The sequence below is a fragment of the Nocardiopsis dassonvillei genome (assembly GCF_964273065.1).
Classification (GTDB): domain Bacteria; phylum Actinomycetota; class Actinomycetes; order Streptosporangiales; family Streptosporangiaceae; genus Nocardiopsis; species Nocardiopsis dassonvillei_B.
Map to the genome: position 1 here is coordinate 6,510,287 of NZ_OZ186815.1, position 19,600 is coordinate 6,529,886.

Genomic DNA, 19,600 nt, shown 5'->3' on the forward strand with positions numbered 1-19,600 from the left:
CGCATGAGCAAGACGACGAACGCCCTCGGCGCGTTCCTGCGCGCCCGGCGCGCTCTGGTGAGCCCCGGGCAGGTGGGCATTCCCGACGTCGGTGTACGGCGCGTGCCCGGATTGCGGCGGGAGGAGGTCGCCATGCTCGCCGGCATCAGCGCCGACTACTACCTGCGGCTGGAGCGGGGCCGCGACCGGAACCCCTCGGTGCAGGTCCTGGAGTCGATCGCCCGCGTGCTGCACCTGGACGACGACCACTTCGCCCATCTGCTGTCGCTGGTCGCCGAGGTGCCCCGGCGGAGCGGGCGCAGACCGCGTAAGGAGACCGTGCCGACCGGTGTGCTCAAGCTGCTGGACTCCCTCGTCCAGCCCGCCTTCATCGAGGGCCGGTACTTCGACATCCTGGCCTCGAACGCGCTCGCCCGGGCACTCGACCCCCGCCTGGCCGTGGGCGGCAACCAGCTGAGGGACATGTTCCTGGACCCGGGCCAGCAGGAGCTGTACCCGGAGTGGAAGAGCGTCACGGAGTGCTTCATCGCGAACCTGCGCCAGTCCGTGGGCACCGACACCGACGATCCCCGCTTCGCCGACCTCGTCGGAGAGCTCTCACTGGCGAGCCCGCTGTTCCGCAGGCTCTGGGCCCGGCACGAGGTGCGGGGCCAGCGCGGGACGCCGATCCGGCTGGACCACCCGCAGATCGGGGAGCTGACCCTCAACAGGGAGCGGCTGAGCGTGGGCGGGGCCGAGAACCTGAAACTTGTCGTGTACCACCCGGACGCCGGATCCGACAGCGCGGAGAAGCTGACTCTGCTGGCTTCGGCGGACATGCCCGCCCGGGCGCGGGGCGGGAGCGCGGGCGCTCCTGCGCGCGGGACGAAGGCCGCCGCGTCCGAGTGAACCCGTTCGGGCACCGGGTACGGCGCACGGCGCGACCGCGCGGGCGAACGGTATTCCTCGTCAAGACTTCGTGGTGGAGGCACCTGTGACAACGATCGGGATCATCGGCGCGGGCGAGGTGGGGAGCCAGATCGCCCGCGCGGCGGTGGCGAACGGCTACGAGGTCGTCATCGCCAACTCGCGGGGACCCGAGACCCTGGAAGAGCTCATCGACGAACTCGGCCCCGCGGCCTCCGCCGCGTACGCGGCGGAGGCCGCGGCCGCGGGCGACTTCGCGGTCATCGCCGTACCCCTCCAACCCGTCGACAACATGCCCGCCGCAGAGCTGGCGGGCAAGGTCGTACTGGACACGAACAACTACATGGTCTGGCGCGACGGCCACTTCCCGATGGTCGACTCCGGTGAGAAGACGGTCCACGAGCTGCGCCAGGAACAGCTCCCGACCTCGAAGGTCGCCAAGGCGTTCACCCACATCCAGGCCCCGAGCCTGCTCAGCACGGCCCGTCCCGCGGGCGACCCCGCCCGACGGGCGCTGTCGGTGTCGAGCGACCACCCCGAGGCCGTGGAGATCGTCACGCGGCTGTACGACCGGTTCGGGTTCGACACGGTGGACAACAGCCCGCTGAGCGAGTCCTGGCGTACCGCCCCCGGCCAGCCCGCCTGGCTCCAGCACGCACGGCAGAACCGCGAGCAGCTGGCCCGCAACCTGGAACTGGCGGAGCCCATCATCGTCAGGTGAAGTCGCGCGCCCCCTGTGTTCAGGCGACCTGTGGGTGCGCGAACCAGGCCGGTGCCGGCACGTGCGCACGGGTTGCTCGTGGCAGCGTGCCGAGAGGCCGCCCGCTCCACCTCGCCTACTCCCACGAAGTCCTCCAGGGGTGGGGTGCGCCCACTTCGGTGGGATCGGGCCGCCCTCGGGTCACCGAGACCACACCTGGCTCCAGCAGCTCCAGCCCGTCGAAGAACCCGGCGATGCGCCCGGGAACGAGGTTCATCCGGGGGCGCCCCCGTCTCGTTCCACTGCCGGGTCACCTCGTCCGTCTCGGCGGGGACGACGGCCCCCTTGCCCCGGCGGCCGTCCCGCCCGTTCCGAGACCCGGTACCGGATCACGGGTCACATAGGACACGGGCCCGGGAGGGGGAGTGGCACGGAGAGGCCACGACGGGGGATTCCGCTCACGCCCCGACAGGAGGCCGTCGAAGGGAACGACCCCGCGGAGCAGGCCGGTGTTCCGTCCGCCGACCCCGGCGCTTCCTCCGCCCCCCGGAGTCCTCCTCCCGGGTCGCGGGGCCCGGGACACCCGGGAGGCGGGTGGACCCGGACCCGCCGCAGCCCTCCTTGACGGTGGTGAGACCATATCCGGGAGATGACCGAGAACAGAGCGTGCCGCCCGCTGCGCGCCGGGGTGTTCACCCTGGTGTGCGCGAGCCTGTCCGCGCACGGGCACGCGCTCGGTTCCGGACACGACGTCCCGCTCCCGGGCCTGCTGCCGGGTATGGCGGTCGTCTTCGCCATGGCCTGGGCGGCCGCGCACCGGCGCCAGGGGTGGGCGGCCCTGACCGGTCGGATGCTCTGGGGCCAGCTCGCCCTGCACGTGACCTTCAGCTACGCCGGATCCTTCGGTGCCTCCCACACCGCACCCCACCCCGACCAGGTCGTCGCCGACGCGGCGATGCCGGCGTGGGCGATGATCGGGATGCACGTGCTCTCCGCGCTGGTCAGCGCCTGGTGGCTGCACCGGGGTGAGGCGGCGCTGTTCGCCTTCCTGCGTTTCATGGCGCTCGCGCTCCTCCCGCTGCTGCTGGCGCTGGGCGCTCTGCCCGCACCGCGCGGACCGGTCGTCCCCCGCCTGCGGAGCGCCGACGCGCCCGCCCGCATCCGTCTGCCCTACCTGCGGCACAGCCTCATCCTGCGCGGGCCCCCGGTCCCGTCCGCCGCCTGAGACCCCGCGTTCACCCCGTGCACCGGAATGCCGGAGCGCGGCCGTCCGTGCCGTGATCCGTCCTCCTCCGCCGTGCCGTTCCGACACTTTCCCACCTGCTCCGCCGTGTCGGGGGACCGTCGAACGCGCCGTCCGGGCCGCGTTTCCTCCTTCCCTCCCTCCGGGGTGCGCCGCCCGAGCGGCCGCCCCTCCGACGAGTACGCGCGGACCCGGGCCGGGTCCCGGCCGGGCGATCGCGCGGACGGCGACAGAAAGAACGGACATGCCCTCTCTCCGTGAGGTCACCTCCCCCGTACCCTCCGACGGGCCCGGACGGCCCGACGACGGTACAGGCCGGGTCGGAAACGACCACGGCGAACTGACGGTGCTGGCCATGCGCGCCAAGGCGGGTGCCCGAGGGGCGCTGGACTCCCTCTTCGCGCGTACCCGCGACGACGTGGCGCGGTTCATCGCCCGCCGGGTGGACCCCTCCTGGGTGGACGACCTGACCCAGGAGACCTTCTCGCGCGCCCTGCGCGGACTGGACCACTACGCGGGGCGGGCCCCGGTGCGCTCCTGGCTGTTCTCCGTGGCGCGGCACACGGTGGCCGACCGCTACCGGGCCCACGGGCGCATCCCGCGCCACGACACCGTGGACGCGTGGTCCGAGACGGGGGTGGTCGCCGAGCCGGGCCGGTTCGACGAGTACCTCGCCCTGCTGGACCTGCTGGACGGGCTCCCGGAAGAGCGCAGGACGGCCTTCGTGCTGACCCAGCTCCACGGGATGCCCTACGCGGAGGCGGCCGAGGCCATCGGCGCCCCCGTCGGCACGGTGCGCTCCCGGGTGGCGCGCGGCCGCCGGGACCTGCTCCGCATGCTGCGCCAGGCGGCCTGACCCGTACCCCGGGGCCGCCGGCACCGGCCCCGCCCCCTGCCCGAGAACACCCGGCCGCCGACGGCCGGGCACCGACCATGAAGGAGACCACACCCATGACGACCCGCCCGCGCCCCGTGCGCGCCCTGGCCCCCGTGCTCTGCGCCGCCCTCACCCTGGCCACCGGCTGCTCCACCGATGACCCCGTCTCGGAGGCCGGGTACTACATGGACCTGTCCGACGACCCCATGGCCGCCTCCGACATCGAACTGACGACCGTCGACGGCGAGCCGTGGGGGTTCACCGACGTCGCCGACGACCGGCTGACCCTCCTCTTCTTCGGCTACACCAGCTGTCCTGACGTGTGCCCCATGACCATGGCCGAGATCGACCTGGCCCTGGGACAGGCGCAGGACGCCGCCGATTCCTACGACGTCGTCATGGTGAGCACCGACCCCCAACGCGACACCGGCGAGCAGCTGCGCTCCTGGCTGGACCGCTTCGACCCCTCCTTCCAGGGGGTGCGCGGAGACATCGACGCCACCGTCGAGGCCGCCCGCGACTACGGCATCCCCATCGACGCCCCGCAGGAGACCGACGGCCAGTACCTGGTCACCCACGGCGGGCGCATCGTGGTCCTGCTGCCCGGCGGGGAGGCGGCGGGCATGTTCGACGAGGGCACCGAGGCCGACGGGATCGCCGCCCTGCTCCCGACCCTCGCGGACACCCTGCTGTGAGACGCCGAACCGATACCGGCACCGGAGACCGGCTCTCCCGGCGCGGCCTGCTCGCGGCCGCCGGGACGGCCGGGGCGGCCGGGTTCGCCGGACTGGCCGCCGGCGCGGTGGCCGGGCACGCCGTGACCGGCCCCCGGAGCGCCGGGGGGCACGACCCCGCACTCGCCCCCGCCCGCTCCCGGGCGGGGGCCCGCGACGGACTGCCTCCGGCGCTGCTCACCCCCACACCGTCGCAGGCCCACCTCGTCGCGGTGGACCTGCGGGCCGACCCCGGGAGCGCGGCGCGCGAGGCCGCCCGCCGGGTGCTGCGGACCTGGAGCAGGGAGGCCGCCGAACTGCACGACCACGGACTGGCCGCCCGGGTCGAGGGAGCCCCTTCCCAGGGGCTGCGGCCGGCCTCGCTCGGTGTCACCCTCGGCCTGGGCTCCTCCCTGCTCGCCGCGACAGGGCTGGCCGACCGCGTCCCGCCGCACCTGGAGGACCTGCCCGCCTTCGCCACCGACCACCTGGAACCGGCCTGGTGCGGCGGAGACCTGCTGCTCCACGTCGGAGCCGAGGACCCGGTCGTCCTCTCCTCGGCGGTGGGACACCTCCTCGGCGCGGTCGCCGCCGATGTGAGGGTGCGCTGGTCCCTGGCCGGGTTCCAGCGCTCCGCCGCGGCCGCCGCCGACCCGGAGGCCACACCGCGCAACCTCATGGGGCAGGTGGACGGCACGGTCAACCCGCACCCGTCCGACGCACTGTTCGGACCCCAGGTCCTGGCAGCGCACCCCGAGCCCGCCCTGGCGTGGATGGACGGCGGCACCTACGTCGTCGTCCGCCGCATCCGGATGCTCCTGGACGACTGGTTCACCCTGGACCCGCGCGACCGGGAGGCCGTCATCGGCCGCCGCCTGTCCACCGGGGCGCCGCTGGGGGGTACGGCGGAGGACGACCGCCCCGACCTCGCCGTCACCGGGGACGACGGCTCGCCCGTCATCCCCCGCGACGCCCACATCAGGCTGGCCGCTCCGGAGAACAACCTGGGCGCCCGGATGCTGCGCCGCGGTTTCTCCTACGACCTGGGCTGGGACACGGACGGGCGGCGCCAGGCGGGACTGCTCTTCACCGCCTGGCAGGCCGACCCCCGTTCGGGGTTCACCCCCGTGCAGCGGGCCCTGGACGAGGGCGGGGACGCCCTCAACCCGTTCGTCCGCCACGAGGGCAGCGCCCTGTTCGCGGTTCCGCCGGTCCGGGAGGGGGCTCCGTGGGTCGCACACGACCTGCTGGGCGGGTGAAGGCGCACACCGTCGGGAACCAGGGGTCCCTCCGGGGCGACTCCCATGGTGGGCGCCCACCCCTGCCGATCCACCACCGACACGAGGGAACATCCACGCCATGCCGTTCCGAAGCGCTCTGAGATCCCTGGCCGTTCCGGGCTCTGCGACCCTGCTGCTGTTCACCGCCGCCTGCGGGACCGGCGGTGCGCCGACCCGTGCCGATGCCGCCCACACCGTGGAAGGGGCCCGCGGCCATGTCGTGGCGGGGGACCTGCAGATCTCGGGTGCGTGGGTGCCCGAGCCCGCCAACCCGCAGGTCGCGGTGCTCTACCTGGAGGTGGCCAACCTCGCCGCCGAGGACGCGGTGATCACCGGGGTCTCGACCGACGCCTCACCCGACGCCGACCTGTGCAGCACCGAGACCACGGAGTCGGGGGCGTCCCGGATGCGGGTGGTGGAGGAGATCCCCGTGGCCGCCGGGGGGTCCACCGCCCTGGTGGACGGCGGCTACCACATCATGCTCAACGACCTTCCGCGACCGCTGGAGGTCGGGGACGAGGTGGAGGTGGCCCTCACCTTCGACGGCGGACGCGAGGCGGCGTTCACCGCCCCGGTGGAGCCGATGGCGGCCGGGTTCGAACCCGGGACCGACCACGGCGGACACCACTGATGAGACCCGCGGCCGTCCCCGCCCGGACGGGGACGGCCGTGCGGGAGACCGCGACGCCCGCCACCGCGGCGGCCGGCGTCGCGGTCCGTTCCACCTCCGAACCGGCGGCCTGCCCACCCGTCCCGTCTCCGCGCTCTCCGGAGGACGGCTCCGGCGGGCGCACCCGGCCCGCGCCGTCGGGCGCGGCGGCCGGGGCCGCGGCCCGCCCGCGGCCAGGGCCGCATCCGGGCCGACCGTGTCCGAGAGGGGCCGCCGGCAGCCCCGGTGCCGCCGCCGGGAACGGCGACGCGACCGTGCACCGGCGCGGCCCCACCGGCCGGCCGGCCGCCCGGCCGCCGGTGACGGCGCCGCCGCGACCGTGAAGCCGCAGCCGACCGCCTCCCGATCAGGACGGGCCCGGCGCCCGGGTCCGGACCGGCCCCACGGCGCCGGCGCGGCCACCGCGGACAACGGGGCCACGGACCGGGCCATGACCAGGGTCGACACGCCGTGACCGCGCCCGTCCGGCTGTTCACCGACTCCCCGCCCCGACGGCCGGAGCGTCCCGCGCGTCCTCGGCGGCCTGTGCGGAGGCCGCACGCCCCCCGCGCGCACGCCACCCCAGGAGGACGTCCACCGCCAGGAACACCAGCAGGGACACCCCCAGCAGCGGCACCGCCCAGCCGACCACCGCCAGGACGGCGGCCACCCCGACCCTCCACGGCCACGACAGGGACCGGAAGGACCCGCGCGGGTAGGGGCGGCCCACCCCCGGGGCCCGGCCCCGCGTCGGCCGCCGCTGCCACCACATCCGGTAGCCCCAGAGGACGACCGCGACCAGGCCGACGGCCACCGCGGTGAGCACGAGCTGGTTGGGCATCCCGAACAGCACGCCCATGTGCGCGTCGATGCCCCACCGGCTCAGCCTGGCCACGAGCGGGTAGTCGGAGAAGCGGACCACGTCGACCACCTCCCCGGTGTCGGCGGCGACCGCCGCGGCGTCCACGCTCGTCGGCCAGGACCGGTCGACCTGGGTCACCGTGTAGGGGGCGGCGGGATCCCCCGGAAAGGAGACCTCGACCAGCCCGTCCAGGCCCGCGGCCCGGGCGCTCGCCAGCACGGTGTCGACGCCGACGTCCACACCCGGGGTCGCGTTCGGTGTCTCCACCGAGACGGCGGGGGTGGTCCAGGCCAGCCGTTCGCGCAGGTCGGAGATGTTCGCCCCGGCGTACTGCGACCAGGTCATGCCCGTGGCCGACAGGAACAGCAGGCCCGCCAGCAGCCACAGCCCGGTCGCCCCGTGCACGGACACCGACCGGGAGCGGCCGGGCGGGGTGCCCGCAGCGGGCAGCAGCAGACGGCGGGCCCGTCCGCTCCCGCGCCGCCGCAGCACGGCCGACACCCACAGGACGGCCCCGCCCAGGGCGGTCGCCCACAGCCAGCTCGCCGCCAGTTCGCTGTACAGGCGGCCGACGTCGCCCAGGTGCAGGTCGCGGTGCAGGGTGTCCACCCAGGCCCGCACCGGCAGCGCTCCGCTGGTGCCGTAGGTCTCCATCACCCCCAGCACCTCGCCGTCGTAGGGATCGACGAAGACCGTCATCCGGTGGCTCTCGGCCGACCCGGGCAGGTCGAAGAGGACCCGGGTGGAGTCGCGTTCCCCGGTGGCCGGGCGCACCGCGTCGGGTTCGGCGCCCGGAAGCTCCGCACGGGCGATGCGCACCTGCTCGTACAGGGGCAGGTGGTCCCCGTCCGGTTCGACGCGGAGCTGCTCGGCGTGCACCGCCTGCTCCAACTGCGGCGTCCACACGTACAGCAGCCCGGTGACCGCGGCCACCAGGATGAACGGGGCGGCGAACACCCCGGCGTAGAAGTGCAGGCGCAGGATCAGCGGGCGCAGCACGGACCAGCCGCCGCGGTGCCCGCGGGGCCGATCCGGTGCGGGGACGCCTGTTCGCGGGTCCACGTGGTCGTTCTCCTCAGGAGCGGTCGCCGGGCGCGGTGCCCGGCGACAGGTGTTCTCTCCTCCCTGTGGTCGTCGACGGGGCGGCCCGGGTTCCCGAGGAGGGACGGCCGACGGCCGGGCACGGCTGTGGGACTGCTCACTCCGTGGCCGGGGCCGCGGGACGCTCCCGCCGTACGGCGAGGGCCACCGCGCCCATCACGGTCAGCAGGACCGCCAGCGCACCCCACACCATCGGCTGTGTGACGAGCATGTCGCCGCTCTCGGCCCCGGGCGTCCGGCCGCCGTCGCGGCCGGTGACGGTGACCAGGAGGAGCACCACCACACCGGCGGCCGTGACGATCCGTCCGCCGAGCCGGAGCAGGGGGCCGGGGCGGCCCAGATCCCCCACCGCGAGCCGTTCCTCCCGTCGCAGCGGTGCCAGCAGGCGGGCGAGGAGCAGGAGGGCGACGGGCAGCTGGAGCGCCCACACCACGGTGCGGAACCAGCCGTCGAACCACACGTTGGTGCCGTACAGCAGGGTGTGCCACACGCTGAGGGCGTACACCACGATGACGAACCGGTGCAGCACCCGCCACAGGCGCGTCCCGGTCCAGGACCTCACGTAGAACGAGAACCCCAGCGGGATCGCCAGGTAGAGGGCGATGAGGCCGAGCAGGATCGCGACGCGGCCGGTGCCCGAGTCGTACCCGCCCGGGACGAACACGTCCACGAACGCCGACCACACCAGCGCGGCGGTCCCCAGCCCGTCGGCGTTCTCCCGCAGGAGTTCGAGGAAGAAGGCGAGGGCGTGAGCGAACATCAGCCCGATGGTGGTGATGGACGTGACCCGGTGCCACCGTTCGATCCGGGTGTGCGGGACCACGGTCCACCGTCCCGGCGCGGTCGCGCGCAGCAGCCCGAGCATGACGGTGATCCACGCCCAGAGCAGGCCGGACCAGCCGAAGGCCTGGCAGAGCCAGTAGAGCAGGTAGAGGTCGGCGTCGGCGAGGAACGGCATCACCGCGAGGGTCTGGGAGGTCCCCTCCTCGATGCGGTGCCGCAGGACGAGGAGGATGACGGCGGTGGCCGCCAGGGCGACCGACGCGTCCAGGAGGAGGTGGCGCAGGTCGGTGCGCAGGGTGCGGGCGTCCACTCGGGCGGGGCGGCCGGGGGCCGTGGACGGTCCGGGGGAGGAGGGCGAGGGCATGGGCGGGTTCCCTGTTCCGGTCGGCGGGTGACCATCACAGCACCTTCCGTGGCGGTTGCCCAGACCCCTGTCCCATGTCGGACCTGACGGAGACCGCGGCGTTCTCCGGGACCTCCTCCCGACGCCCGTCCTGCTCCGAACACGGCCTTCCGGGATATGGGACCGGGCTCGGAGGCGGTGGCCGTACCCGAGGCCGGTTCGGTGCACGAGCGGTGCGGGTGCCGCGGGCCCGGCGGTGCGGGGGAGGGAGGGGCGGTGTGCCGGGTGTTGCCGACGATGGAGGCCGGCAACACCCACCCCGCCCGACACAGGTGAAGGGGCCTTCGGTGCCGGTACGGGCCGCGGGGGCCGCCCCGAACACCGGAAGGCCCCCGACGCCCCGCACCGCCGCGCCGACGCCCGCCTCACACCCGCGGGCCGCCCCGCGTCGGTGCGCTGCGTCGCGGACGACGGCCGGCCGCTGCGCCGGGCCGCCGAACGCTTCCAGGCCGGCCCCACCACCGCCGGGCGGCGGGCGAGCCGCCACCGGGCCCCGGGCCCGGTCGGCATGCACGACCTGCCCGGCCGCCCGCCCCGCCCACCCCGGCGCACCCCGCCCGCACCGGGCGCCGGACCATCGGACTCCGCCGCACCCGCCGGCGGGGGCCCGCCTCCCCCGTTCCCGACCTCCCAGGTCGGCACACCCAGGCGGTGTGTTTTCGAACCTCCGCTCCGCTTCGGTTCGCGTTCGGCGCCCTCGGAAGGCGGGAACCCTCGGCCCCACGGGAACGTCCCCGTTCCCGGACATCCCCTCCGGGCCTGCAGAACCCCGCCGGCACCTCGCACCCCCGCGGAGCAGGACGGCATCAAAAGAACAGGCCTCAGGCGGCCCGGCGCATCATCAGCCGTTGGAAGATGACGAAGACCAGCAGCAGCACGCCGATGACGATCTTGGTCCACCAGGAGCTCAGGGTGCCCTCGAACGAGATCAGGGTCTGCACGGTGCCGAGCACCAGCACACCCGTCACGGAGCCGACGACGTAGCCCGTCCCGCCGGTCAGCAGGGTCCCGCCGATCACCACGGCGGCGATCACGTCCAGCTCCATGCCGACCGCGTGCAGGCCGTAGCCGGAGAGCATGTACAGGCTGAACAGCAGCCCGCCCAGGGCCGAGCAGAACCCGCTCACCGCGTAGACGCCCACCTGGACCCGGCCGGTGGGCAGGCCCATCAGGCGGGCCGAGGACTCGCTGCCGCCCACCGCGTACACGGTGCGCCCGAACCGGGTCAGGTGCAGGACGTACACCGCGACCAGGACCACCGCCAGGGCGATCAGGACGCTGTAGGTCAGGGTCACCCCCTCCACCGGGGTGATGGTCCCGGTCGCCATGGTCCGGAAGGCGGGGTCGGTGATGGAGACCGACTCGACGCTGATGAGGAAGCACAGGCCGCGCGCAAGGAACATGCCCGCCAGGGTGACGATGAAGGGCTGCACGTCGAAGAAGTGGATGACCAGGCCCATCAGCAGGCCGAGCGCGGTGCCCGAGACGAGCACGGCCAGCACCGAGGCGAGCGGAGGCCAACCCGCCTCCAGCGTGGCCGCGGCGATCATGGTGGACAGCGCCGCCACGGCGCCCACCGACAGGTCGATACCGCCGGTCAGGATCACGAAGGTCATCCCCACCGCGAGCACGATGAGGAAGGCGTTGTCCACGAACAGGTTCGTCATCACCTGGGGCGAGGCGAAGCCGTCGTAGCGCACCGCGCCGGTGCCGAAGGTCAGGACGAACACCAGGAACGTGGCGATGACCGGCAGGAAGCGCCGGGGCACGCGTTCCACGCGGTTCCTCACGTGTGCGAGATCCAGAACGTTCATGCCGCGGTCACCTCCGGGGTGCGGGGCTCGGTGGTCCCGGCTCCGCGGCGGGGCCGCAACAGCGCGGACGTGCGAGGGGACTGCAACAGGCACACGGCGATCACCACGACCGCCTTGAACACCAGGATGGCGTTGGGCGGGACGCCGATGCTGTAGACGGTGGTCGTCAGCGACTGGATCACCAGGGCGCCCACCAGGGTGCCGGAGAGCGAGTACCGCCCGCCGGCCAGCAGGGTGCCGCCGATGACCACGGCCAGGATCGCGTCCATCTCGATCCACAGGCCCGCGCTGTTGGCGTCGGCCGCGTTGACGTTCGAGCTGATCATCAGCCCGGCCAGGCCGGCGCACAGCCCGGAGAACACGTACACCGTCCAGACGATGGTGCGCGAGCGCACCCCCGCCAGCCGGCTGGCCCTCGGGTTGGTCCCGACCGACTCCACGAGCATGCCCAGGGCGGTGCCGCGGGTCAGCGCGGCCACCGCCAGCAGCACGCCCAGGCTGATGAGGATCGCGATCGGCAGGACCAGGAAGCCCGCGCCGATCTGGCGGTAGAGCGGATCGTTCACGGTGATGATCTGGCCCTCGGTGATGAGCATCGCGCCGCCGCGCCCGGCGGTCATCAGCACCAGCGTCGCGATGATGGGCTGGATCCCCAGGACCGAGACGAGGAAGCCGTTCCACAGGCCGAGCAGGACGCACACGCACAGCGCCAGCAGCATGCCGGTGAGCGCACCGCCGCCCGAGACGATCCAGGTGCAGGCGATGGATCCGGCGATCGCCGCGACCGCGCCCACCGACAGGTCGATGCCGCGGGTGGCGATCACCAGGGTCATGCCCACGGCGATGAGCAGGGTCGGCGCTCCGTTGCGCAGGATGTCGACGACACTGCCGTACAGGTGCCCGTCCTGGAGTCTGACCTCCAGGAACGAGGGGTTGACCACGGTGTTGAGCACGAGCAGCGCGACCAGAGCGGCGATCGGCCAGAAGAGCCGGTGTCGGATCACGAGGCCACCGCCGTCCCCTGCTCGTCGTGCGCGGCGATGGCCGCCATCACGTCGTCCACGGTGATCCCGTCGCCGTCGAGTTCGGCCGTCTTGCGCCGGTCGCGCAGGACCACCACACGGTCGGACACACGGACCACCTCCTCCAGTTCGGCGCTGATGAACAGCACCGCCATGCCGTCCGCGGCCAGATCGGCCACCACCTTCTGGATCTGGGCCTTGGCGCCGACGTCGATGCCGCGCGTGGGCTCGTCGAGGATGAGCAGCCGGGGCCGGGTGACCAGCCACCGTGCCAGCAGGACCTTCTGCTGGTTGCCGCCGGAGAGGGTGCTCATGACGGCGCCCGGATCGGCGGGGCGGATGTCGAGCATCTCGATGTACTCGTCCACCAGCGCGTCGGCCACGCGCCGGGGCACCGGGCGCATCCATCCGCGTGCGGCCTGCAGTGCCAGGATGAGGTTGTCGCGCACGGTCAGGTCCGCGATGAGCCCCTCCGCCTTGCGGTCCTCCGAGCACAGGGCCACGCCCCGGGCGATCATCGACCGCGGACCCCGGGGGCGCACGGCCCGGCCGCCGGTGCTGAGCGTCCCGGTGTCCGCGCGGTCCGCGCCGAACAGCAGCCGGGCCATCTCGGTGCGCCCGGAGCCCAGCAGACCCGCCAGGCCCACCACCTCGCCGGCGTGGATCTCCAGGTCGAACGGGGCGATCGCGCCCGCCCGGCCGAGCCCGGACGCGGTCAGGACCGGCGCGGTACCCGGCCTGCGCTCCTCGGAGCGGCGCTCGACGTCCTCCAGGGTTCCCAGCTCGCGGCCGAGCATCAGCGAGACCAGCTCCAGGCGGTCGGTGCGCTCCGGCAGGTACTCGCCGACCAGGGAGCCGTTGCGCAGCACGGTCATCCGGTCGGCGATCTCGTAGACCTGCTCCAGGAAGTGGGAGACGAACAGGATCGCCACCCCCTCCTCGCGCAGTACGCGCATGATCCGGAAGAGCTCGGCGACCTCGTCGGCGTCGAGGCTGGAGGTCGGCTCGTCCAGGACCAGGACGCGCGCGTCCACGGCCAGGGCCCGGGCGATGGCCACCAGCTGCTGCACGGCGATGGGGTGGCTGTCCAGGGCGGAGCCCGGGTCGATGGACAGGCCGATGCGCTCCAACAGGACCGCGGCCCGGGTCCGGCAGGCCCGGCCGTCGATGGCGCCCAGGCGGCGCGGTTCGCGGCCCAGCAGGATGTTCTCCGCCACCGACAGGTTGGGGCAGAGGTTGACCTCCTGGTAGACGGTGCTGATCCCGGCGTTCTGGGCCTGCGCGGGGACGGCGAACTCCACCGGCTCGCCGTGCAGCAGGATCTCGCCCGAGCTCGGGCGGTGCACTCCGGTGAGGGCCTTGATCAGGGTGGACTTGCCCGCTCCGTTCTCGCCCATCAGGGCGTGCACCTCGCCCGGGAGCAGCCGGAAGTCGACGCCGGACAGGGCGCGTACCCCGGGGAAGTCGACGGTGATACCGCGCATGTCGACCACCGGGTCGGCCGACTGCGCTGATGAATCGGTCATGGCCAGGGCTTTCGTCGTCGTGGAAGGTCCCGGCGCCCCCGTCGGAGGGGGCGCCGGGGCTGGGGCTGGAACCTGCCGCTGGAACGCGGACCTGTACCGCTGGGGTCGAAGCGCGGCACAGGCCCGAAGGAAGCAGGGCTAGGGCCTGTTCTTCGAGTGCCGTCCTGTTCCGCGGGGGGTGTGTGAGGCGCCGGCGGGGTTCTGGGGGCCCGGAGGGGGTGTCCGGGGAGCGGGGGTGTTCCCGTGGGGCCGAGGGTTCCCGCCTTCTGAGGGCGCCGAACGCGAACCGGAGCGGAGCGGAGGTTCAAAAGAACACGGCCTAGTACTGGCGGTCCGGGAGGGCTGCCTCGGCCTCCTCCTGCGTGAAGGTGGTCTCCTCCACCACCACGCGCTCGGGGACCTCCTCGCCCGCCACGACCTTTTCGGCGAGTTCCATCAGCTGCTCGCCCAGCAGGGGGTTGCACTCGACGATGAAGTTGATCTCGCCCGCGGCCAGGGCCTCCATGCCCGCCTTGACGGCGTCCACCGTGATGATCCGGATGTCCTCGCCCGGCTCCAACCCGGCGGCGCGGATCGCCTCGATGGCGCCCAGGCCCATGTCGTCGTTGTGCGCGTAGACGACGTCGATGTCGTCGTGAGAGCGCAGGAAGGCCTCCATGACCTCCTTGCCGCCCGCGCGGGTGAAGTCGCCGGTCTGGGTGGCGATGATCTCGATGTCGGGGTTGCCGGCGATGGCCTCCTCGAAGCCCTCCTTGCGGTCGATGGCGGGCGCGGCGCCGGTGGTGCCCTGCAGCTCCACCACGTTCATCTCGCCCTCGGCGTTGTCGACCAGCCACTGCCCGGCCTTGCGGCCCTCCTCGACGAAGTCGGAGCCGAGGAAGGTCTCGTAGAGGGAGGTGTCGTCGGAGTCGATGGCCCGGTCGGTGAGGATGACGGGGATGTCGGCGCGCTGGGCCTCCAGGAGGACCGCGTCCCAGCCCGTCTCGACGACCGGGCTGAAGGCGATGACGTCGACGTCCTGCTGGATGTAGGACCGGATGGCCCTGATCTGGTTCTCCTGCTTCTGCTGGGCGTCGGAGAACTTCAGCTCGATGCCCGCCTCCTCGGCGGCCCGCTGGATGGACTCGGTGTTGGCGGTCCGCCAGCCGCTCTCGGCCCCGACCTGGGCGAAGCCCATGGTGATCGTTCCGTCGTCCGCCTCGCCCGAGCCGCCCGAGCCGCAGGCGGTCGCCGTCATGAGGACGAGTGCCGCCGTGACCGTGGTGAACCTCTTCATTGGGGGGTGCCCTTCGTATCGGCCGTGACCCGCCGGGGGTGGGTGGTGATCGGGGTCACATGGCCAATATGGTGAGCGCTAACATTTTGCGCGTCAACCCCTCTGCCAAGCACAATTCAACGTCATTGCTCGAGCGCGAAGAGTGGCGTATGTTAGCGCCAACGATGTTTCCGGAGCTGGCACGCGTGGTGCGGGCGTCCGGGGACCGATCACCTGGCCCGGTGGCCGCCCACTCCGCCGGGGGCGGTGGCACCGACAGTCGAGGAGTCATGGGTGGACCACACGCCATCGGTCGTCCGGGCCGACCGCGAACCCGCGATGACGGACGTCGCACGGCTGGCGGGGGTGTCCCACCAGACGGTCTCCCGCGTGCTCAACGGACACCCCAACGTCCGTGAACAGACCCGGCTCCGCGTGCGTGCGGCCATCGAACAGCTGGGATACCGGCCCAACCGGACGGCTCGGGCCCTGGCGACCGGGAAGTCCCAGCTCATCGGCGTGGTGGCGCAGAACTCGACGCTGTTCGGCCCCTCCTCGCTGCTGGCCGCGTTCGAACTGGCCGCCGCGGCGCGGGGCTTCGTGGTCAGCGTGCGGCGGGTCCGGGTCCTGGATCGCGGCTCCATCGCCGCCGCCGTGGAGCACCACCGCGAGCAGCGGGCCGCCGGAGTCGTGGTGATAGCGCCGACCGCGGCTGCCGCCGAGGCCCTGGACGAGGTGCCGACCGACCTGCCCCTGGTCGCGGTGGACGGCGACCCGGAGCGCGGGACCACCCTGGTCACGGTGGACCAGGAGGCCGCCGCCAGGCTGGCCACACGGCACCTGCTGGCCGCCGGGCACCCGACGGTCTGGCACGTGTCCGGCCCCGCGGACTGGTTCGACGCCGCCGGGCGCATGCGCGGTTGGCGGCAGGCCCTGGAGGAGGCGGGCGCGGAGGTGCCGCCGGTCAGCCCGGCCGGATGGAGCGCGGCCTCGGGGTACCGCGCGGGCCTGATGCTCGCCCGGATGCCCGAGGTGACGGCGGTGTTCGCCGCCAACGACCACCTGGCGCTGGGGATCCTGCGGGCGATGCACGAGCGCGGCCGGTCCGTCCCCGGGGACGTGAGCGTGGTCGGGTTCGACGATGTGCCCGAGGCCGCCTACTTCATCCCGCCGCTGACGACCGTGCGGCCCGACTTCGACACCGTCGCCGCCGAGACACTGGGCGTGCTGCTGTCGGTGATCTCCGGCGAGGGGAGCGCCTCGACCCGGCGGGTCATCACCGCGACCCTCGTCGAACGCGACAGCGTGGCGCCCCCGGCGGGCTGAGAGCGCGTGGTCGGCCCACGGCCCCGTGCAGATCGGCCGGCGCGCCCGTGCGCCCGAACCGGGCCTGCAGAGCTCCGCCGGGGGCGGACGGCATCCCGGCGCGGTCGGAGCCCCTCCGGGGCGGCGGCCACGGTCTCGGGTCGGCCGCCTCACCCCCGCGGCCATCGGGCGGCAGGGCCTCCCGGTCAACGCGCGGCCCGTGCGCCGACGGGTGAGGAGCGGGCCCCGGACGCCGCCCGACCACTCGCGGCGCGGGCGACGGGGTTCGTCGACATGGAACCCGCCGGTGCCTTCCGGCCCGGCGGGAACATGGACCGGGCGTTCGGGTCCGGACCCGGACGGATCGAGACCGGGCCGGGCACCCGGGATGCGACCCTGTCCGGGAACGGACGGGACGCATGCCACCGGTGGACGCACGGACGCGGCCAGAGCGGCAGGACCGCCCCTCCTTCCCCGGCCGCCTCGCGACCCGCGCCGGGCCCCCGGCGCGGCGGCGGGAGCCCCTCCCCCTACCGCCCGGACACCGGGTGACCGCTGGCGATCGAGATGCGGTTGAACGCGTTGATCAGCGTGGCCGTCCACTCCACCGCGGAGATCTGGGCGGTGGTCAGGTGGGCGGCCGCACGCGCGTTGACGGCCTGCCGGTCGACGGTCGGGTCGATCACCGTCAGGGACTCCGCCAGCTCGAACGCGGCCCTCTGCTCATCGGTGAACAGGGCGACCTCCCGCCAGGCCGGCAGCACGTCCAGGGTGCTCTGCTCGACCCCGGCCCTGCGCGCCTTCGGGAGGTGGATGCTCAGACAGGCCGGGCACCCGTTGATCTGGGACACCCGGACGTTGATCATCTCGATGAGGTCGTCGCCCAGACCGGCCGCGTTCGCCGCGGCCCGGGAGGCCGCGGCCGCCCTGACCATCGCCCGGTAGACCTCGGGGTGCTCCTTGTCGATGTAGGGGCGCTCCGCGCTCATGCGCCGCCCCCGCCCCCGACGGTCTCCTCGACCAGGGCGAGGTCGGCCGGCCTCGGCCGGCGGAACCGTCCGCCCCCGGCTGTGTACTCCTCGCCGTGCCTCTTCAGGTGCGCGGCGAAGAGCGGGCACACCGGCACCACGGTGAGGTTCCTGCGGATGCAGTCCGCCAGCGCCTCGCGGACGAGTAGTCCGGCCAGGCCCCGGCCCCCGAACTCCGGTGCGACCTCGGTGTGGAAGAAGACGCGCTCGCCGGGCGCCCCGGGCGGGTCGACGAAGTCCGCGCGTCCGGCCGCGGTTCCGTCGTCCAAGCTCACGGTGTAGGCGCTGATCGCGCGTTCCTGATCGAGCGCGATGGACACGGGGGCGCCGGTCCTGTCGGTGCGCCGTTCGGTCATCTCGACCGCCTCTCTGAGGGGATGGTGCCCGACCGGGTCGGCCGGGCGGGTGCGGGTACGGGGGCGGCGGTGACGGTCAGCCTTCGAACCGCGCGTGGGGCGGCGGGTTCTTCCTCGGCCGCATCCTGACCGGCGGCAGCTCCGGGGCGGGGATCCTCTCCATCCCCTCGCGGTTCCTGCCCGGCCCGCCGTGCCCCACGTACCCCTCGACGCGGCCGAACCGCTCGCCGTGGTTCTCCCACTCCTCGCGGTACCGGCTGATCTCCTCCGTGGAACGGGCCAGGAAGTTCCACCACATGACGACCTCCTCGCCGAAGGGAGCGCCGCCCAGGAGCACGAGCCGGGCCGGTCCGGTGCCCTCGTTCGCGACACGCAGCTCCCCGGACCCGACACCGGTGTAGCCCACGGCGTCCCTGGGCACGTGCACGCCCTCGAGCGTGACGTTCTCGCCGGTGTCGACCAGGAGGCCGTGCTCGAAGCCGGGGTCGACCGGGAGGGTGACCCCGGCGCCGGGGTCGAGCCGCAGCTCGGCCCCCACCAGCGGCGTGTACATGCGCACAGGCGACCGTGAACCCAGCAGTGAGCCGAGGAAGACCAGCGCCGAACCCCCCGGGAACCCGACGGGCTCGGGGACGAAGTGCTCGAACCCGCGCTCCGGGCTGTGCCGGACCTCCTCGGGCAGGGCGACCCAGAGCTGGACTCCGTGGAGCCGGCCTGAGTCCGCCGAGGAGGTCTCGGAGTGGCAGATGCCCGCCCCCGCCGTCATCAGGTTCATCTGCCCCGGGAGGATGTCCGCCCTGTTCCCGCCGGAGTCGATGTGGGCGACGGTCCCCTCGAACAGCCAGCTGACCGTCTGCAGACCCGTGTGCGGGTGCGGTGCCACGTCCATGCCGCCGGTGGCCGCCACGTCGTCGGGCCCGTAGTGGTCGACGAAGCACCACGCCCCGATCAGCGAGCGCTGCCGCTGCGGCAGGGTACGGCGCACGTTCATCGCGCGCGGCCCGCCCAGGGGCACGTCCCGGGCGGTGATGATCTCGACCGGGGCCCCGTCCCCGCGTTCGGCCCACGGCCCCGGAAGGCCGCCGTCGGTGCACACGTGGGTGTCCGGGCGGGGCTCTGTGTTGGTCATTGCGGTCCTTCCCTTGATGCGCGGGCACGGCCACGGCGGCCGCCCCCGGTCGCCGCGGGCGGTACCCGGCGCCGCTCCCGTGCGAGCGGCGGGGGAGGGGCGCCGCCGGCGGTTCAGTCCGGCTGCTTCGCCATGTGGTCGTGGACGCGCTCGGTGAGCCGGGCGAAGGTTCTGAGCTGGTTCGGGGTCAGGGCGTCGATGAACAGGCGGCGGACGTGCTCGACGTGCTGGGGCGCGGCCTCCTCGATCGCCCTGTACCCGTCCGGGGTGACGACGATGAACGCGCCCCGCCCGTCGTCGGGGCACTCCTCCTTGGCCACGAGCCCTCGCTTCACCATCCGGGTGACCTGGTGGGACATGCGGCTCTTCTCCCAGTTCACCGTTCTGGCCAGTTCCAGTAGGCGCATCCGCCCGCCGTCCGCGTCCGTGAGGTTGACGAGCACGACGTAGTCGGAGGCGGACAACCCGGAGTCGGCCTGGATGTGACGGGCCAGGCGTCCCAGGAGCGCCTCCTGCATACGGATGAAGCCGTCCCAGGCGGCCTTCTCGTCCGGATCCAGCCAGCGCGGCGTCGCGTTCATGGGCGCAGTTTAACGAAATCGTTGACACCTCATCCAACGGGACGCCGCGGCGGGGGACGGCGGCGGC

General features: G+C 73.6%; 19 protein-coding genes. 8 read left to right on the forward strand and 11 right to left on the reverse strand.

The genetic code is table 11. The features are described from left to right. The first annotated feature begins 3 nt into the window (after positions 1–3). Positions 4–888 (forward strand): helix-turn-helix domain-containing protein, encoded by an 885-nt coding sequence (locus tag ACSUPR_RS28880; RefSeq protein WP_436888204.1) that lies wholly within the window; start codon positions 4–6, stop codon positions 886–888. An 85-nt stretch (positions 889–973) separates the two neighbouring features. Continuing rightward, a complete protein-coding gene (locus ACSUPR_RS28885; protein WP_436888205.1) occupies positions 974–1,627 on the forward strand; it encodes an NADPH-dependent F420 reductase in 654 nt (217 codons plus the stop codon). A gap of 115 nt (positions 1,628–1,742) precedes the next feature. Here the strand turns inward: ACSUPR_RS28885 and ACSUPR_RS28890 are convergent, their stop codons facing one another. Beyond that, entirely contained in the window at positions 1,743–1,883 is a 141-nt protein-coding gene (locus tag ACSUPR_RS28890) for an SAM-dependent methyltransferase (RefSeq protein WP_436888207.1), read from the reverse strand. 372 nt (positions 1,884–2,255) lie between these two features. Between ACSUPR_RS28890 and ACSUPR_RS28895 the strand changes: the two genes are divergently transcribed. The 5 genes from ACSUPR_RS28895 (at position 2,256) to ACSUPR_RS28915 (ending at position 6,350) form a co-directional block, all read left to right on the forward strand. Continuing rightward, positions 2,256–2,831, forward strand: coding sequence for a hypothetical protein (locus ACSUPR_RS28895; protein ID WP_436888209.1), 576 nt, complete (start codon positions 2,256–2,258; stop codon positions 2,829–2,831). 262 nt (positions 2,832–3,093) lie between these two features. Then, complete coding sequence (locus tag ACSUPR_RS28900) at positions 3,094–3,705, forward strand: RNA polymerase sigma factor (RefSeq protein ID WP_436888211.1); 612 nt, start codon at positions 3,094–3,096, stop codon at positions 3,703–3,705. A gap of 95 nt (positions 3,706–3,800) precedes the next feature. Further along, a complete protein-coding gene (locus tag ACSUPR_RS28905; RefSeq protein ID WP_436888212.1) occupies positions 3,801–4,421 on the forward strand; it encodes an SCO family protein in 621 nt (206 codons plus the stop codon). Then, the gene (locus ACSUPR_RS28910) at positions 4,418–5,698 is read left to right on the forward strand and encodes a Dyp-type peroxidase (RefSeq protein ID WP_436888213.1); all 1,281 of its coding nucleotides are present in this window, start codon (positions 4,418–4,420) and stop codon (positions 5,696–5,698) included. Before ACSUPR_RS28905 ends, ACSUPR_RS28910 begins: the two co-directional genes overlap by 4 nt. A 100-nt stretch (positions 5,699–5,798) precedes the next feature. Beyond that, positions 5,799–6,350 carry a copper chaperone PCu(A)C gene (locus ACSUPR_RS28915; protein ID WP_436888215.1) on the forward strand — a complete coding sequence of 184 codons (552 nt, stop codon included), beginning with the start codon at positions 5,799–5,801 and terminating at the stop codon, positions 6,348–6,350. 511 nt (positions 6,351–6,861) lie between these two features. Here ACSUPR_RS28915 and ACSUPR_RS28920 read toward each other — a convergent pair. The 6 genes from ACSUPR_RS28920 to ACSUPR_RS28945 all read right to left on the reverse strand — a co-directional run bounded on the left by ACSUPR_RS28920 (position 6,862) and on the right by ACSUPR_RS28945 (position 15,155). Beyond that, positions 6,862–8,292 (reverse strand): PepSY-associated TM helix domain-containing protein, encoded by a 1,431-nt coding sequence (locus ACSUPR_RS28920; protein WP_436888217.1) that lies wholly within the window; start codon positions 8,290–8,292, stop codon positions 6,862–6,864. 136 nt (positions 8,293–8,428) lie between these two features. Further along, entirely contained in the window at positions 8,429–9,478 is a 1,050-nt protein-coding gene (locus ACSUPR_RS28925; protein ID WP_436888219.1) for a ferric reductase-like transmembrane domain-containing protein, read from the reverse strand. Between the two features lie 860 nt (positions 9,479–10,338). Then, positions 10,339–11,331 (reverse strand): galactofuranose ABC transporter, permease protein YjfF, encoded by a 993-nt coding sequence (gene yjfF, locus ACSUPR_RS28930; RefSeq protein WP_436888220.1) that lies wholly within the window; start codon positions 11,329–11,331, stop codon positions 10,339–10,341. Continuing rightward, positions 11,328–12,335 (reverse strand): ABC transporter permease, encoded by a 1,008-nt coding sequence (locus tag ACSUPR_RS28935; protein ID WP_436888222.1) that lies wholly within the window; start codon positions 12,333–12,335, stop codon positions 11,328–11,330. The genes yjfF and ACSUPR_RS28935 overlap by 4 nt, the downstream gene beginning before the upstream one ends. Beyond that, positions 12,332–13,879 carry a sugar ABC transporter ATP-binding protein gene (locus ACSUPR_RS28940; protein ID WP_436888224.1) on the reverse strand — a complete coding sequence of 516 codons (1,548 nt, stop codon included), beginning with the start codon at positions 13,877–13,879 and terminating at the stop codon, positions 12,332–12,334. The genes ACSUPR_RS28935 and ACSUPR_RS28940 overlap by 4 nt, the downstream gene beginning before the upstream one ends. Positions 13,880–14,198: 319 nt before the next feature. Further along, positions 14,199–15,155: an ABC transporter substrate-binding protein gene (locus tag ACSUPR_RS28945; protein ID WP_436888226.1), complete on the reverse strand. Its 957-nt coding sequence runs from the start codon at positions 15,153–15,155 to the stop codon at positions 14,199–14,201. A gap of 273 nt (positions 15,156–15,428) precedes the next feature. On the opposite strand from ACSUPR_RS28945, the gene ACSUPR_RS28950 reads away from it, so the two are divergent. Continuing rightward, positions 15,429–16,460, forward strand: a complete 1,032-nt coding sequence (locus tag ACSUPR_RS28950; RefSeq protein ID WP_436888227.1) for a LacI family DNA-binding transcriptional regulator — start codon at positions 15,429–15,431, stop codon at positions 16,458–16,460. Positions 16,461–16,969: 509 nt separating this feature from the next. Here ACSUPR_RS28950 and ACSUPR_RS28955 read toward each other — a convergent pair. The 4 genes from ACSUPR_RS28955 to ACSUPR_RS28970 all read right to left on the reverse strand — a co-directional run bounded on the left by ACSUPR_RS28955 (position 16,970) and on the right by ACSUPR_RS28970 (position 19,533). Beyond that, positions 16,970–17,428, reverse strand: a complete 459-nt coding sequence (locus ACSUPR_RS28955) for a carboxymuconolactone decarboxylase family protein (RefSeq protein WP_436888228.1) — start codon at positions 17,426–17,428, stop codon at positions 16,970–16,972. Then, positions 17,425–17,823 (reverse strand): GNAT family N-acetyltransferase, encoded by a 399-nt coding sequence (locus tag ACSUPR_RS28960; RefSeq protein ID WP_436888230.1) that lies wholly within the window; start codon positions 17,821–17,823, stop codon positions 17,425–17,427. The genes ACSUPR_RS28955 and ACSUPR_RS28960 overlap by 4 nt, the downstream gene beginning before the upstream one ends. Positions 17,824–17,899: 76 nt before the next feature. Beyond that, positions 17,900–18,952, reverse strand: coding sequence for a pirin family protein (locus tag ACSUPR_RS28965; RefSeq protein ID WP_436888231.1), 1,053 nt, complete (start codon positions 18,950–18,952; stop codon positions 17,900–17,902). A 113-nt stretch (positions 18,953–19,065) separates the two neighbouring features. After that, entirely contained in the window at positions 19,066–19,533 is a 468-nt protein-coding gene (locus ACSUPR_RS28970; protein ID WP_436888232.1) for a MarR family winged helix-turn-helix transcriptional regulator, read from the reverse strand. Positions 19,534–19,600 lie beyond the last annotated feature (67 nt).

Bases quoted from the DNA above. Each gene is read 5' to 3' on its own strand.
- ACSUPR_RS28880 (WP_436888204.1), top strand. From the start codon at position 4: ATGAGCAAGACGACGAACGCCCTCGGCGCGTTCCTGCGCGCCCGGCGC.
- ACSUPR_RS28890 (WP_436888207.1), bottom strand. From the start codon at position 1,883: ATGAACCTCGTTCCCGGGCGCATCGCCGGGTTCTTCGACGGGCTGGAG.
- ACSUPR_RS28895 (WP_436888209.1), top strand. From the start codon at position 2,256: ATGACCGAGAACAGAGCGTGCCGCCCGCTGCGCGCCGGGGTGTTCACC.
- ACSUPR_RS28900 (WP_436888211.1), top strand. From the start codon at position 3,094: ATGCCCTCTCTCCGTGAGGTCACCTCCCCCGTACCCTCCGACGGGCCC.
- ACSUPR_RS28905 (WP_436888212.1), top strand. From the start codon at position 3,801: ATGACGACCCGCCCGCGCCCCGTGCGCGCCCTGGCCCCCGTGCTCTGC.
- ACSUPR_RS28915 (WP_436888215.1), top strand. From the start codon at position 5,799: ATGCCGTTCCGAAGCGCTCTGAGATCCCTGGCCGTTCCGGGCTCTGCG.
- ACSUPR_RS28925 (WP_436888219.1), bottom strand. From the start codon at position 9,478: ATGCCCTCGCCCTCCTCCCCCGGACCGTCCACGGCCCCCGGCCGCCCC.
- yjfF (WP_436888220.1), bottom strand. From the start codon at position 11,331: ATGAACGTTCTGGATCTCGCACACGTGAGGAACCGCGTGGAACGCGTG.
- ACSUPR_RS28940 (WP_436888224.1), bottom strand. From the start codon at position 13,879: ATGACCGATTCATCAGCGCAGTCGGCCGACCCGGTGGTCGACATGCGC.
- ACSUPR_RS28945 (WP_436888226.1), bottom strand. From the start codon at position 15,155: ATGAAGAGGTTCACCACGGTCACGGCGGCACTCGTCCTCATGACGGCG.
- ACSUPR_RS28955 (WP_436888228.1), bottom strand. From the start codon at position 17,428: ATGAGCGCGGAGCGCCCCTACATCGACAAGGAGCACCCCGAGGTCTAC.
- ACSUPR_RS28960 (WP_436888230.1), bottom strand. From the start codon at position 17,823: ATGACCGAACGGCGCACCGACAGGACCGGCGCCCCCGTGTCCATCGCG.
- ACSUPR_RS28965 (WP_436888231.1), bottom strand. From the start codon at position 18,952: ATGACCAACACAGAGCCCCGCCCGGACACCCACGTGTGCACCGACGGC.
- ACSUPR_RS28970 (WP_436888232.1), bottom strand. From the start codon at position 19,533: ATGAACGCGACGCCGCGCTGGCTGGATCCGGACGAGAAGGCCGCCTGG.